Here is a 13,962-nt window from a genome sequence, read left to right on the forward strand (position 1 = left end):
CCACCAGTAACTGGCGTTAACCGACGTCAAGGACTGGCCGCGATCTGCTTCTAAGGATTACCTTGGTCGGCGGACGGGCCGCCTTCCGACGCATCTGGATGTGCCAGCGGGAATGACAAACGATTCTGCGACCCAGGACCGGATCTTTGCGGCTCTCACCGATTCTGCCGAGCATCCTGACGTGAGGCGGATCGATACGCACGCAGCTTCCGTGTTCCTCGACGGCAAGCGCGCGTTGAAGATCAAGCGCGCCGTGCAGTTTCCCTTCCTTGACTATTCGACGCTCGAGAAACGCAAGGCGGCCTGCGAGGAGGAAATCCGGATCAACCAGCCGCTGGCGCCGCAGATCTACCACCGGGTCGTGGCGATCACCGAGGAGGCGGACGGCTCGATGCAGGTCGACGGTCCCGGCCGGCCGATCGAGTATGCGGTGGAGATGGCGCGTTTCGACGAAAACCGGACGCTCGATCATTTGGCAAAGGCCGGCCCGCTGGATGCAGCCCTTGCCTCGGCTGCCGCCGACGCGATCGTGGCTTCCCACGGCGCGGCGACACGCGCCGACGGCGACGCATGGGTCGCCTCCATCCCCGCCCTGATCGACGGCAACGATAACGGTCTGCGGACCGGCGGCCATTTCAACGCGGCAGACATCGAGAAGCTCAGCAAAGCCTCCCACGAGGCATTTTTGCGTGTTCGTCCGCTGCTCGCAGAGCGCGGCGGTCAAGGCTTCGTGCGCCGCTGCCATGGCGATCTGCATCTCGCAAACATCGTTCTGATCGATGACCGGCCGGTGCTGTTCGACGCCATCGAGTTCGATGCGCAGATGGCAACCGTCGACGTGCTCTACGATCTCGCATTCACGCTGATGGACCTGTTGCACCACGATCAGCCAGATGCGGCCAACATCGTCCTGAACCGCTATCTCGCCGTGACGCCGGCCGACAATCTCGACGCGCTCTCGGCCCTGCCGCTGTTGATGTCCATCCGGGCGGCGATCCGCGCCCAGGTAGCCCTGGCACGGCTGAAGCCGCCGCATTCCGATGACCCCGGCATCCTTGACCAGGCACAGCGTTATTTTGACCTCGCCAGGACGCTGCTCCATCCTGCCGCCCCGCGCCTGATTGCGGTCGGCGGCCTGTCAGGCACCGGCAAGACGGTCCTGGCGCTCGCGCTCGCGCCCATCGTCGCACCGCCCCCGGGAGCAATCGTGCTGCGCAGCGACCTCGTCCGCAAGCAGATGTTCGGGGTCGAGGACACGCACCGCCTGCCGCCGTCCGCCTACACGCCGGAGCACGCGGCCCGCGTCTACGACACGCTGGCTCAGCACGCCCGGCGGGTGCTGGCGCAGGGCCACTCGGCAATCATCGACGGCGTCTTCGCCCGCGAGGAGGAACGGGACGCGATCGCCACACTGGCGCGGGAGCGCAATGTGCCCCTGAACGGCCTGTTTCTGGTTGCGGACCTCGCGACCCGGCAGATGCGGATCGGAAGTCGCCGGGGAGACGCATCCGACGCCACGCAAGAGGTTGCTGCGCAGCAAGAGCACTATAATATCGGTCACGTCGGCTGGGCGACCATCGATGCATCCGGGACACAAGCGCAGACGCTCCAGAACTGCCGGGACGCGATCGCTGAAAGCAAATAAGGCAATCTGATTGGCGCGGACAAAGATGGCGCGACCCACCACGACCTCGACGGCCGTTCGCGCCACGCCGGCGGCGCGGCGCAATGCCCTGCCCGGCCGCCTCAGCCCCAGCATGGCCTGCGATACGGCGTTCCGCATCATCGCGCGCCGTCACCTCGATGCCGTGCTCGCCCAGCATGACGGCACCTGCCGCGGCGATCCCGACGCGCTGCACCAGATCCGGATCGCATTGACGCATCTGCGAACAGCCATCCGCTTCTTCTCGCCGATAGTCGACGACGCCCTTCGCCCGAAGGTCTGGACCGAGCTAAAATGGCTGAACGGTCAGCTCGGCATGGTACGGGATCTCGACGTGGCGATCGAGCGGATCGTCGCCGAGAGTGGCGACAATCTCGCGGTGGTCGCCGAGCTTCAGCGTTGGGACGAAAAGCGCGCCGAGAGCCACCGCCTGCTGGCGCGCGCGCTGCAATCCGCGCGGTATCGCCGCCTTGTCGAGCAGACCTCGACCTGGATCGAGAGCGGCCCCTGGTCGACCCGGCGCAGCAAGGAAGCCATACGATTGCGCCGCTGCACGCTCGCCTATCACGCGACGGAGCGGCTGACCGAGTGGGAGACGGCGCTGCTCAAGAAGGCGCGAAAACTCCGCAAGCTCGACGTCGAGAAACGCCACAAGCTGCGGATTCTCAACAAGCGGCTGACCTATTCGATCGAATCGCTCCAGGACCTGTTCGCCGATGAATCGCTGACGAAACAGAAATCCATCCTCAAGAAATTGCGCAAAGCGCAACGGTCGCTCGGACGATTGAACGACGATGCGCGGGGACAGGCGCTGGCGGCGTCGTTGAACGGCGCCGGCCTCGAAGCCGGCAATCGATTCCGCAACCGCAAACGGGAAAAGAAGCTGTTGCGGACGGCGTCAACGGCCTACCGCAAACTGGACAAGACCAAACCCTTCCGCTCCTCGGACCTCGCACCGAATTCCGAGCCGGAGGTTTAAGTGTGGACGTAGTCCCCTGGCGCATCGGGCAGGCCGGGAGCGTCTCCAAGCCCGATCGGTGGCGGATCGCAGGGCGCACCGGAGCGCGCCGCCAGCCATTTGGTCCATTCCGGCCACCACGACCCTTCAACGCGCGGAGCCAGCTTCAGCCACTCGTCCGCACCAACATAGGGCGCGTCCTCGGCCTTGCTCAGCACTTGATAGCTGTGGCCGGGCTCGTCGGGAGGCGCGACGACGCCGGCATTGTGACCGCCGCTGGTCAACAGGAACGTCACGTCGGCATCGACCTGATAGTGAATCTTGTAGACCGATCGCCACGGCGCGACGTGATCGGCCAGCGTGCCGACCACGAACATCGGGACGTGAAGATCGGACAGCGAAACGTTCCTGCCGCCGACGTGATAGCGCCCGCCGGCCAGATCATTGTCGAGGAACAGCTTTCGCAGATATTCCGAATGCATGCGGTAAGGCAGCCGCGTTGCGTCCGCGTTCCACGCCATCAGATCGCTCGGTGGCGCGCCCTCACCCATCAGATAGTCCTGCGACAGCCGCGACCAGATCAACTCGTTGGAGCGCAGCAGCTGAAAGGCGCCGGCCATCTGGGTGGTGTCGAGGTAACCGCGCTGCCACATCATGTCTTCGAGAAAGGCGACCTGGCTCTCATTGATGAAGAGCGTCAGCTCTCCGGCCTCGGTGAAGTCTGTCTGGGCGGCAAGGAGAGTAACGGTGCCAAGGCGCTTATCACCGTCGCGCTCCATCGCGGCGGCAGCGATCGACAGCAATGTACCTCCCAGACAATAGCCGAGCGCATGGGTCTTCCGACCCGGCATAACGCGGCCGATCATGTCCAGCGCCGCCATGACCCCCAGCCTGCGATAGTCGTCGAAGGCGAGATCCCGATCCGTCGCATCCGGGTTGCGCCAGGAGATCGCGAACACGGTGAAACCCTGACCGGTCAGATATCTGACCAGCGAGTTCTGCGGCGAGAGATCGAGGATGTAGTACTTCATGATCCAGGCCGGCACGATCAGGATCGGCTCTGGTCGCACCTGCGCCGTGGTCGGATGGTATTGGATCAGCTCGATCAGCGCGTTACGGTAGACGACCTTGCCGGGCGACGCCGCCACCGACCTGCCGACCACAAACTGCTCGCCGTCCGCCAGTTTCGAGGCGGACAGCAGGCGCATCAAGTCACTGCACCAGTTCTGCCAACCGAAGACAAAGTTCTCGCCGCCGCTCTGGAACGCCTTCTCCAGGACTTTCGGATTTGTCGCCGCGAAATTCGACGGCGCCAGCATGTCAAGCATCTGGCGCATCGAGAACTCGACAATGGCCTCATTGGCGTGCGACACGCCGCGCACGCCGGTCGCCGCATCCCGCCACCAGCGCTCTGTGAGCAGAAATGCCTGCGCCAACAGATTGAACGGCGCGGTCTCCCATTGCGGTCCGCTGAAGCGGCGATCGCGTCCCTGCGGCTGGATCACAGACCACGGCTTTTGCTCCGGTGACGCCGCGTGCGCGGCGGCTTCCGCCAGCCGGCCGGTGTCGCGCAGGATGCTGCGAACAATCTCCATCTGGCGCTGCGGCGCCGCAGCCAGATGCGCACTCCAGTCGAGCCAGGCCAGCGACAAGGCCAGCGGCGAAATCCCGCCTGTGAATCGCGCCAGCATCGCGTGAAATGCGCGGTCGAGAGGATATGGCTCCGATGCAGGCGGAGGATCGGCGGCGGCAGGCATTCCGGCGGGTGTTTCGGGGCTCACCGTCGAGGCTTCGGGAGCAGCGACGGGATTGACGGGAAGAGCCTGCGCCGCCGGCACTTCGGCCCGTGGAAAGATCTGCACGACGCTCATGGCTCAATGTTCCCGAGGGGCTTCTGGTCTACGTCGGCAGCAGAATATGACGAGGCTTCGCAGAGGCGTTGAGCTGCATCAAATCCGGGGCGCGGATCACGATTGCTTAATCAGGACGGACGGGCCTCGTCCGATTGACCTGAGTCAAGCCGCACCCTGATGTCCGCGCTAGTTTTCGCGCATCGAATTTCGATAGAGCCAGCGGAGTTGTCCATGCGCGCCCACCAGATCATGACCCGGTCGGTCATCTCGGTTACCCCCGACACAAGCATCGTCGAGGCGGCAAATATCATGCTGAAGCGGCATGTCAGCGGTCTCACGGTGGTCGACGATACCGGCAAGCTGGTCGGCGTCGTGTCGGAAGGAGATTTCATCCGCCGCAGCGAAATCGGCACCGGGCGCAAGCGCGGACGCTGGCTGCGGTTCATCCTTGGTCCGGGCAAGTCGGCCAGCGATTTCGTCCACGAGCACGGCCGCAAGGTCGCGGAGGTGATGACCGACACGGTCGTCACCATCACGGAGGATACGGCGCTCGCCGAGATCGTCGACCTCATGGAGCGGAACAACGTGAAGCGGCTGCCGGTGGTGCGCGGCGACAAGGTCGTCGGGATCGTATCCCGCGCCAATCTGCTGCAGGCGGTGGCGGGGCTCGCCCGCGAAGTGCGTGATCCGACGGCGGATGACGACCACATTCGCAGCCGCATCATCGACACCATGGAGAAGAACGACTGGTGCCCGTTCGGGCTGAACGTCATCGTCCGCGACGGCATCGTTCATCTCAGCGGCGTCATCACCGAAGAGCGCACGCGGCAGGCCGCGATCGTCGCAGCCGAGAACGTCGATGGCGTGAAGAAGGTGCACGACCATCTCTGCTGGGTCGACACCATGTCGGGCGTCTATCTGAACTCGCCCGAGGACGACGAGCTCGCCAAGGCCAGCTGACAAGGCAAGCTGACAAGGCGAGCCGAACCGGACGCGATTCAGCGCGGAATGACTGCGGTGGCCTCGATCTCGACGCGCGCCGCCTTCTCCACGAGGCGCACCACCTGCACCAGCGCCATCGCCGGGTAATTTGCGCCGAAGACGGCACGGTAGACCTTGCCGAGCTCCTTCAGGTTGGACAGGTACTCGTCCATGTCGACGACATACCAGGTCAACCGCACGAGGTGCTCGGGCCTCGCGCCTGCCTCGGCCAAGATCGCGGCGATGTTGCTCAAGGTCTGCCCCACCTGCGCGACAAAGCCGTCGGCAAGACGCTCTTCGGCATCCCAGCCGATCACCCCGCCCGTGACGACGATGCGCCCCTCAGCGGCCATGCCATTGGCGTAGCCCTTCGGCATCGGCCACCCCGACGGCTGGAGCACCTGCACCCGCGAGCGGGTGTCATCCTCGGCTGCTGTCGGCAGCACCGCGAGTTGCGGGCCTTTCGGCGTCGTCACAGACAATTCTTCATCCTCTTCTCATTCCGCCGCGACGCCTGAGGACGTTGCGGCGGCCTGCGCCAGTTGCCGCAGGGCAAAGCGCTTCAATTTTCCGGTCTCGGTCTTGGGGAGTTGCGTCACGAATTCGATGGCACGCGGATATTTATACGGCGCGATCTCGCGTTTGACATGTTCCTGCAACTCGGTCACGAGCTCTGCGTCCGGTGTCACGCCGGGCGTCGCGACGACATAGGCCTTCACGATCATGCCGCGCGCCTCGTCGGGGGCACCGACCACGCCGCACTCGGCGACCGCCGGATGCGTGAGCAGCGCCGCCTCGACGTCGGTGCCCGCGATATTGTAGCCGGCCGACACGATCATGTCGTCGGAGCGAGACTGGTACCAGAAATAGCCGTCGCTATCCATCAGGTAGGTGTCGCCGGTGATATTCCAGCCATTCTTGACGTATTTGCGCTGCCGCTCGTCGGCGAGATAGCGGCATCCGGTCGGCCCGCGCACCGCGAGGTTCCCCATCGTGCCCGGCGGCAAATCGTGGCCGTCATCGTCGACGACCTTGGCCTCATAGCCCGGCACGGGCTTGCCCGTTGCGCCGGGGCGGATCTCGTCCTCGGTCGCGCTGATGAAGATGTGCAGCAATTCAGTCGAGCCGATGCCGTCCATCAGCTTGATCCCGGTCGCCTTAAGCCAGGCGTCGAAGGTCGGCTTGGGCAGCGTCTCGCCCGCGGAAACACATTTGCGAAGCGAGGAGATGTCGCGGCCCGGCAGCTTGCCGATCATCGCCCGGTAAGCGGTCGGCGCCGTGAAGCAGACCGTGGTCTTGTATTGCTCGATTGCCGTCAGCACGTCGTCGGGCGTCGTCTTCTCCAGCACGACGAAGGAGGCGCCGATGTGCATCGGAAACAGCACGCCGCCGAAGCCGAAGGTGAACGCGAGCGGCGCCGAGCCGACGAAGCGATCCTTCTGCTCGGCTCGCAGGATGTTGCGCGCATAGCCGTCGCAGACCGCGAGCATGTCGCGGTGGAAATGCATGGTGCCCTTGGGATCGCCTGTCGTGCCGGACGTAAAGGCGATCAGGCAGACGTCATCGGAGGCGGTATCGACGGCCTTGAACTCCGGGCTCGCGTCAGCACTGAGCGCTTCGAGCGAGTCCGCCGCGCCATTGCCCCAATAAACAACTCGCTTGAGAATTGGCGCCGCAGCCTTTGCCTTCTCCATCTCCTCGGCGAGCTTTCCGTCGCACAGCGCGAGCGCAATCTCCGCCTTCTGGATCGGGTAGGACAGCTCCTTGGCGCGCAAGAGCGGCATCGTTGCCACGACGATGCCGCCGGCCTTGATCACTGCGAGATAGGTCGCGACCATCATCGGGTTGTTGGCCGAGCGTAGCAGCACGCGACCCCCGGAGATGAGACCGAGCTTGCCGACCAGCACGTTGGCGATGCGGTTCACCAGCGCTTGCAGCTCGCGATAGGTGTAGCTGACGGCGGGACTGATGACGCAGGGCGCATCGCCATGGCCCTGCTCGACCCAGCGGTCGAGGAAATAACTGACGCAGTTCAGTTGCGACGGATAGTGCAGCTCCGGCCGCGTGAAGATGAACTCGGGCCAGAGCTCGCGTGGCGGCAGATGCTGCCGCGCAAACGTATCGACATGGGCCGTCGCAGCGTTGCCGTCATGCGAGCCCGACACTTGAATCTTGGCGGCGTTGGCCATCGCACGCTCCTTTCAGCATGGATTGCACCCGGCAGCACGATCTGGGAAACATTTTAGGCTTAAAACAATTTGGCGCAATAGCGGATTTTGGGCATTCCGTGCTTTTTCCTGCGGCAAAAGGGATTGGGCGGCGGTGCTTACGGCCGGCGGCGAGCGGCCGATTTCTGCGCCGACGCCTTGGTCTTGGCGAGCAGCCGCATCAATTCGCGCACATCCTTCGGCGAGAGGTCGGCGAAGAGATCGGCGATCCAGGTCTCGTGCTCCGCGGCCATCTTGCGGAACTCGGCGCGGCCGAGCTTCGTGAGGCGGATCACCTGGACCCGGCGATCCGTCTCCGAGGTCCGGCGATCGAGATGGCCGGATTCCACGAGGCGCTCGACGAGACCGGTGACATTGCCGTTCGACACCATCATGCGCTTGGAGACATCGGACAGCGTCATGCCGTCAGGCGCCTTGTCGAGCTGCGCCATCAGATCGAAGCGGGGCAGCGTGACGTCGAACCGCTGCCGCAGCCGGCCGCGAACCTCGCCCTCGATCAGGGTGGTGCAGGTCAGAAGGCGCAGCCACAGCCGAAGCTCGTCGGCATGGTCTTCCGGCGTTTCGACGGCCTTGGTCTCGGAATCGAGCATCTCGGTGCGTTCACTCTCGGCGGGCATTGGCGCCGGCACGGATTCCCCAACATTTTGAGCTTCAAATAAATCGGAGCCGGCCGCAAGTCCAAAGCTGCAACAATCGACCGCACGCCAATTTCTTTAGGCTTCAAATAATTGGCGCGCCGCTTGCATGCGCCGCTGCCCGCGGGATGACGACACTTTGAGCGCTGCTTGCCGCGGCCGCCATCATCAGCATAAGCTTGGATCAGAGTACGCGGCTTGCAACGCAAGCCCTGATGTCACGGGGGACAGATCATGAAGACGCAATTGACCTTGGCCGCAACAGCCCTGCTGCTCGGCACCGCCATGACCCCCGCCCTCGCCCAGGAGAAGATCAAGCTCGGGGTGATCGTGACCCTGTCGGGACCAGCCGCCGCGCTTGGCCAGCAGGTTCGCGACGGCTTTGCGCTCGCCGTAAAGGACCTCGGCAGCAAGATGGGCGGCCGTGACGTCGAGGTCGTCGTCGTCGATGACGAACTGAAGCCGGACGCGGCGGTGACCAAGGTCAAGGGTCTGCTGGAACGCGACAAGGTCGACTTCGTGATCGGCCCAATCTTCTCCAACATCCTGCAGGCGATCCACCGGCCCGTGACGGAATCGAAGACCTTTCTGATCAGCCCCAACGCCGGCCCGTCGACCTTTGCCGGCAAGGACTGCAACCCGTTCTTCTATGTGACCTCGTATCAGAACGATCAGGTGCACGAGATCCTCGGCAAGGTCGCGCAGGATCGCGGCTACAAGCGCATGTACCTGATGGTGCCGAACTATCAGGCCGGCAAGGATTCGGTGGCGGGCTTCAAGCTCGACTACAAGGGCGAGATCGTCGAGGAATCCTACATGCCGCTGAACACGCTGGACTTCCAGCCGGAGCTTTCCAAGATCTCCTCGCAGAAGCCCGATGCGCTGTTCACGTTCATGCCCGGCGGTCTCGGCGTCAATCTCGTCAAGCAGTACCGGCAGGCCGGCCTCGCCGACAGCATTCCGGTGCTCTCGGCGTTCACGGTGGATGAATCGACGCTGCCGGCGCAGCAGGATGCGGCCGTCGGCATGTTCGGCGGCGCCAACTGGGCGCCCAATCTCGACAATGCCCAGAACAAGAAGTTCGTCGCGTCCTATGAAGCCGCCTATAACGTCGTGCCCGGCACCTACGCCTTCCAGGCCTATGACGCCGCGATGCTGATCGACAGCGCGGTCAAGGCCGTGAAGGGCGACCTGTCGAACAAGGACGCGGTCCAGGCCGCGCTGAAGAAGGCCGACTTCACCTCGCTGCGCGGCACCTTCAAGTTCAACACCAACGGCTATCCGATACAGGATTTTTATCTGACCAAGGTCGCCAAGCGTCCGGACGGCAAGTTCCAGACCGAGATCGTGCAGAAGGTCTTCGAGAATTACGGCGACCGCTACGCCAAGGACTGCAAGGCGGCGAACTAAAGCCGCGACGGGTTACGGGAGGACTTCAATGAGCAGCGAAATCACTGGCATCACGCGCGCCAATGAGGGGATCCAGGGCATTTTCTGGAACATCCTCGGTCAAACCTACGTGCCGAAGAGCAAGACCGAGCACAGCTTCTCCTGGCACGCGACATTGCCGCCGGGCACGTTCGTGCCGCCGCACATTCATCCCGACCAGGATGAATATCTCTACATGCTGGAGGGCAAGCTCGACTTCATGCTGGGCAATTCGGAGTCGCAGGCAACCGCCGGCGACCTGATCCGTCTCGGCATGGGCGTGCCGCACGGCATCTTCAACAAGTCCGAGCAGACCGCAAAAGTGCTGTTCTGGGTGTCGCCGACCAAGAAGCTGTTCGACCTGTTCTGGGGCCTCCACAACATGAAGGAGCAGAAGCCGGAGGACGTGGTGGCGATGGCCGCCGAGTTCAACATCCACTTCCTGCCGCCACCTCCCGACGCTGGCTAGCGGCAGCTCTTAAGCGCGCACCGCCGCAAGCCCCGGCACTGCGGCGAAGCCCGCCTTGGTCGCATAGCCGCGCACGATGGCCTCGCGCTGGGAATAGCTCAGCACGTTATCGACATTGTCGAATCCATCCGGCGCGAGTTGCTCGACGGCGTCGATGACGCCTTCAGGGCCGCCGCGCCGGTTGGAGCGCACGATATCCGCCGTCATCGGCAGGCGCTTCTTCTCGTATTCGAGCAGTGCCTGGCGCGGATGCTCGGCGCGCACCAGCGCATCCGCAAGGCAGCGCGCATCGAGGATCGCCTGCGACGCCCCGTTGGAGCCGACCGGATACATGGGGTGCGCGGCATCGCCGAGCAGCGTGACACGTCCTGACGACCAGTAGGGCAACGGATCGCGGTCGCAGGTCGGATATTCGTAGAATTCGGGCGTCGCCGAGATCAGGCTTTTTACGTCGACATAAGGCACCGAGAAGCGGGCGACGTGCGGCATCAGCTCCTCGCGGCGGCCCGGCCGCGACCAGTCTTCCTTCCGCGGCGGTGGCGCATTGCCCTCGCCCACCTTCACCAGCACGGCCCAGTTGGTCAGGCGGCTCGCCGGGCTCGATCCCTCCGCGATCGGATAAATCACCACCTTGGCATTGAGGCCGCCGGCCACGATCATCGATTTGCCGGTGAGAAACAGCGGCCAGTCGCGCGCACCGCGCCACAGCATCAAGCCGTTCCAGCACGGCGGACCTTCATTTGGGAACAACGTCTCGCGGACGCGGGAGTGGATGCCGTCGGCGCCGATCAGGGTGTCGCCGCGCGCGGTGTGGACATGCGCGCCGGCACGATCGAAGAAGTAAGCGGTGACGCCGCCCTCGTCCTGCGTGAACGCGCCGAGGCGGCAGCCGGTGTGGATTGCATCCACTCCGAGCCGCTCCTCGACCGCGCGATGGATGACGCCCTGAAGCCGGCCGCGATGAATCGAGAATTGGGGCACGTCGTGACCGGCGTCGATGCCGCGGGCTTCGCGCCAGACCTCCTGGCCGTGGCGGTTGAGATAGTAAAGCTGATCGGTGCGGATCGCGACATCGTCGAGCTTCTGGAGCAGGCCGAGTCCGGCAAGCTCGCGCATGGCATGCGGCAACGTATTGATGCCGACGCCGAGCTCACGAATGGTGTCAGCCTGCTCGAAGATCTCGCATCCGATGCCACGCGAACGCAGCATCAGCGCCGTGGTGAGACCACCGATACCGCCACCGACGATAATCGCCTTCATCGCCCTTACTCCACTCGAAATATGCCAGGCAATGAGGTTAACGTCGCACGGGCGGTTACTCCGCCGCAAGCGGCTTTGTCGCCTCCGCCTTGAGCTCGGCCCGGGTCTTGGGCTTAGCCTTAATGCGCAGCTCCTCCAGATCCTGGCGGTCGCGGACGCTGTTGCGGAAAATTTGATCCTTCCCGGGCAGATATTGGGGCGGGCAGAATGCGCTTTCTGCCCCGTACCAGGCCGCCGCCCTCATGGTGAAGAACGGATCGACCAGATGCGGCCGCCCAAGGGCGACGAGATCCGCCCGGCCAGCCGCCAGGATGGTATTGGCCTGGTCCGCCGTCGTGATGTTGCCGACGCACATCGTGGCGACGCGCGCCTCATTGCGGACCTGATCCGAGAACGGCGTCTGGAACATGCGGCCGTAGATCGGCTGCGCGTCGCGGACCGTCTGTCCCGTCGAGACGTCGACGAGATCGACACCAGCCTCGGCGAAAGCGCGCGCAACCGCCACCGCATCGTCGCCGGTGATGCCGCCGTCAGCCCAATCGGTCGCGGAGATACGTACCGACATCGGCTTGTGCGACGGCCAGACCGCGCGGAGCGCCTCGAAGATCTCGCGCGGGAAGCGCAGACGGTTGTCGAGCGAGCCGCCGTATTCGTCCGTCCTGGTGTTCGTCAGCGGCGAGATGAAGCTGGCGAGCAGATAGCCGTGGGCGCAGTGCAGCTCCAGCATGTCGAAGCCGCAGCGCTCGCCGCGCTCGGCCGCCGCGACGAAAGAGTCTCGCACCGCATTCATGCCGGCGCGATCGAGCTCGCGCGGCACTTGGCTGTCGGGGAAATAGGGTAGTGGCGATGCGGAGAACACGTCCCAGCCGCCTTCGTCCAGCGGGCGATCCATGCCGTCCCACATCAGCTTGGTCGCACCCTTGCGGCCGGCATGGCCGAGTTGCAGGCAGATTTTCGCGGCCGAATTGCCGTGGACAAAGTCCACGATGCGCCGCCACGCCGCCTCCTGCTCGTCGTTCCACAGGCCGGCACAGCCCGGCGTGATCCGGGCATCGTGGCTGACGCAGGTCATCTCCGTGAAGATGAGGCCGGCGCCACCGATCGCGCGCGATCCATAGTGCACGAGGTGGAAGTCGGTCGGCACGCCCTCTTTCGCCGAATACATGCACATCGGCGACATCACGGCGCGGTTGGCGACCTCCATCTCGCGCAGGCGGAACGGCTGGAACAACGGCACCGTCGGCTTTTTGATGTCGACGTCAAAGCCGCTGTCGCGAACCTGTTTGGCAAATGACGTCTCGACCTCAGCCACGAAATCGGGCGCGCGGAGCTTGAGATTGTCATAGGTGATCGCCTTCGAGCGCGTCATCACGCCGAAGGCGAACCGCACGGGGTCGAAATCCCAGAAGCGGTCGACATGCTCGAACCAGACCAGCGAGACGTCGGCGGCGTGCTGCGTCTTCTCGACCTCCTCACGGCGGCCGTGCTCGTAGACATCAAGCGCCGCCTTGATGCTGGGAGCGTTCTCCATCGCTTCGGCCAGCGCAATCGCGTCTTCCATCGCGAGCTTGGTGCCGGAGCCGATCGAAAAATGCGCGCTCGCCTTGGCATCGCCGAGCAGCACCATGTTGTCCTTGACCCAGCGCTTGCTGCGGATCATCGGGAAATTGCGCCACATCGAACGGTTGATGAGCAGCTTGTGCCCATCTAGGAACCAGCCAAAAATCTCGGCCATCCGCGCGGCGGACTGGGTCTCGTCCAGCCCCGTGAGGCCGGCCTGCTCGAACGTCTCGGGATCGGTCTCGAAGATCCAGGTCGAATGTCCGGCCTCATACTGATAGGCGTGGGCGATGAACGGCCCCCACTCGGTCTCCTGGAAGATGAAGGTGAAGGCATCGAGCGGCTTGGTCGAGCCCATCCAGGCGAACTTGTTGGAGCGGAGGTCGACCTCTGGCTGGAAATGATCGATGTATTTCTCGCGGAAGCGGCTGTTGATGCCGTCGGCGATCAGGACGAGATCGGCATCGGCGAAGCGGGATTCGTCGTCGACGTCCACCTCGAAATGCAGGACGACGCCAAGCTCGCGGGCCCGCTCCTGAAGGATCACGAGCAGCTTGCGCCGCGAGCAGCCGCAAAAGCCGTTACCGCCGACCCGGTGCACCGTGCCGCGGAAATGCACGGCGATGTCGTCCCAGTAGGCGAACTCCTGGGTGATGCGGCGATAGCTCGGCAGATCGTGTTTTTCAAAATTGTCCAGCGTGGCATCCGAGAACACCACGCCGAACCCGAAGGTGTCGTCGGCCCGATTGCGCTCATACACCGTGATGTCGGCGCCCGGGCGCTGCTTCTTGAGCAGGATCGCAGCGTAAAGACCCGCAGGTCCGCCACCGATGATCGCGACTTTCATGGGAGCCTCGCCAATTCACCCGGCCATGAAACTATTTTAAGCCTAAAATAATTTCGCGCAAGTCCCCCCTTGCTGGCCGG

The 13,962-nt window shown here is 64.1% G+C and carries 11 protein-coding genes; 5 read left to right on the plus strand and 6 right to left on the minus strand.

Annotated features, from left to right (window positions below; all coding sequences use genetic code 11):
• The first annotated feature begins 112 nt into the window (after positions 1-112).
• Together GGD66_RS07950 and GGD66_RS07955 are read left to right on the plus strand one after the other, a co-directional pair.
• Entirely contained in the window at positions 113-1,645 is a 1,533-nt protein-coding gene (locus GGD66_RS07950) for a bifunctional aminoglycoside phosphotransferase/ATP-binding protein (protein WP_183257334.1), read from the plus strand.
• A 25-nt stretch (positions 1,646-1,670) separates the two neighbouring features.
• Positions 1,671-2,642: a CHAD domain-containing protein gene (locus GGD66_RS07955; RefSeq protein ID WP_183257335.1), complete on the plus strand. Its 972-nt coding sequence runs from the start codon at positions 1,671-1,673 to the stop codon at positions 2,640-2,642.
• On the opposite strand, the gene GGD66_RS07960 is transcribed toward GGD66_RS07955, so the two are convergent.
• Positions 2,639-4,492 carry an alpha/beta hydrolase gene (locus tag GGD66_RS07960; RefSeq protein ID WP_183257336.1) on the minus strand — a complete coding sequence of 618 codons (1,854 nt, stop codon included), beginning with the start codon at positions 4,490-4,492 and terminating at the stop codon, positions 2,639-2,641. The two genes, GGD66_RS07955 and GGD66_RS07960, sit on opposite strands and share 4 nt — an antisense overlap.
• Positions 4,493-4,705: 213 nt before the next feature.
• Between GGD66_RS07960 and GGD66_RS07965 the strand changes: the two genes are divergently transcribed.
• Positions 4,706-5,434, plus strand: coding sequence for a CBS domain-containing protein (locus GGD66_RS07965; RefSeq protein ID WP_092260888.1), 729 nt, complete (start codon positions 4,706-4,708; stop codon positions 5,432-5,434).
• 38 nt (positions 5,435-5,472) lie between these two features.
• Here GGD66_RS07965 and GGD66_RS07970 read toward each other — a convergent pair whose 3' ends face one another.
• The 3 genes from GGD66_RS07970 to GGD66_RS07980 form a co-directional block, all read right to left on the minus strand.
• On the minus strand, positions 5,473-5,931 hold the full coding sequence (locus GGD66_RS07970; protein ID WP_409362359.1) for a RidA family protein: 459 nt from the start codon (positions 5,929-5,931) through the stop codon (positions 5,473-5,475).
• A 21-nt stretch (positions 5,932-5,952) separates the two neighbouring features.
• Entirely contained in the window at positions 5,953-7,644 is a 1,692-nt protein-coding gene (locus GGD66_RS07975) for a benzoate-CoA ligase family protein (protein WP_183257338.1), read from the minus strand.
• Positions 7,645-7,781: 137 nt separating this feature from the next.
• Entirely contained in the window at positions 7,782-8,300 is a 519-nt protein-coding gene (locus tag GGD66_RS07980) for a MarR family winged helix-turn-helix transcriptional regulator (protein ID WP_018319244.1), read from the minus strand.
• Positions 8,301-8,552: 252 nt separating this feature from the next.
• Between GGD66_RS07980 and GGD66_RS07985 the strand changes: the two genes are divergently transcribed.
• Both GGD66_RS07985 and GGD66_RS07990 read left to right on the plus strand, forming a co-directional pair.
• Positions 8,553-9,728: an ABC transporter substrate-binding protein gene (locus GGD66_RS07985; protein ID WP_026202153.1), complete on the plus strand. Its 1,176-nt coding sequence runs from the start codon at positions 8,553-8,555 to the stop codon at positions 9,726-9,728.
• 28 nt (positions 9,729-9,756) lie between these two features.
• A complete protein-coding gene (locus GGD66_RS07990; RefSeq protein ID WP_183257339.1) occupies positions 9,757-10,215 on the plus strand; it encodes a cupin domain-containing protein in 459 nt (152 codons plus the stop codon).
• Positions 10,216-10,224: 9 nt separating this feature from the next.
• On the opposite strand, the gene GGD66_RS07995 is transcribed toward GGD66_RS07990, so the two are convergent.
• Complete coding sequence (locus GGD66_RS07995; RefSeq protein ID WP_183257340.1) at positions 10,225-11,475, minus strand: flavin-dependent oxidoreductase; 1,251 nt, start codon at positions 11,473-11,475, stop codon at positions 10,225-10,227.
• 55 nt (positions 11,476-11,530) lie between these two features.
• Positions 11,531-13,882, minus strand: a complete 2,352-nt coding sequence (locus GGD66_RS08000; RefSeq protein WP_183257341.1) for a bifunctional salicylyl-CoA 5-hydroxylase/oxidoreductase — start codon at positions 13,880-13,882, stop codon at positions 11,531-11,533.
• Between the last annotated feature and the right edge of the window lie 80 nt (positions 13,883-13,962).

The sequence above is a fragment of the Bradyrhizobium sp. CIR48 genome (assembly GCF_014198315.1).
Classification (GTDB): domain Bacteria; phylum Pseudomonadota; class Alphaproteobacteria; order Rhizobiales; family Xanthobacteraceae; genus Bradyrhizobium.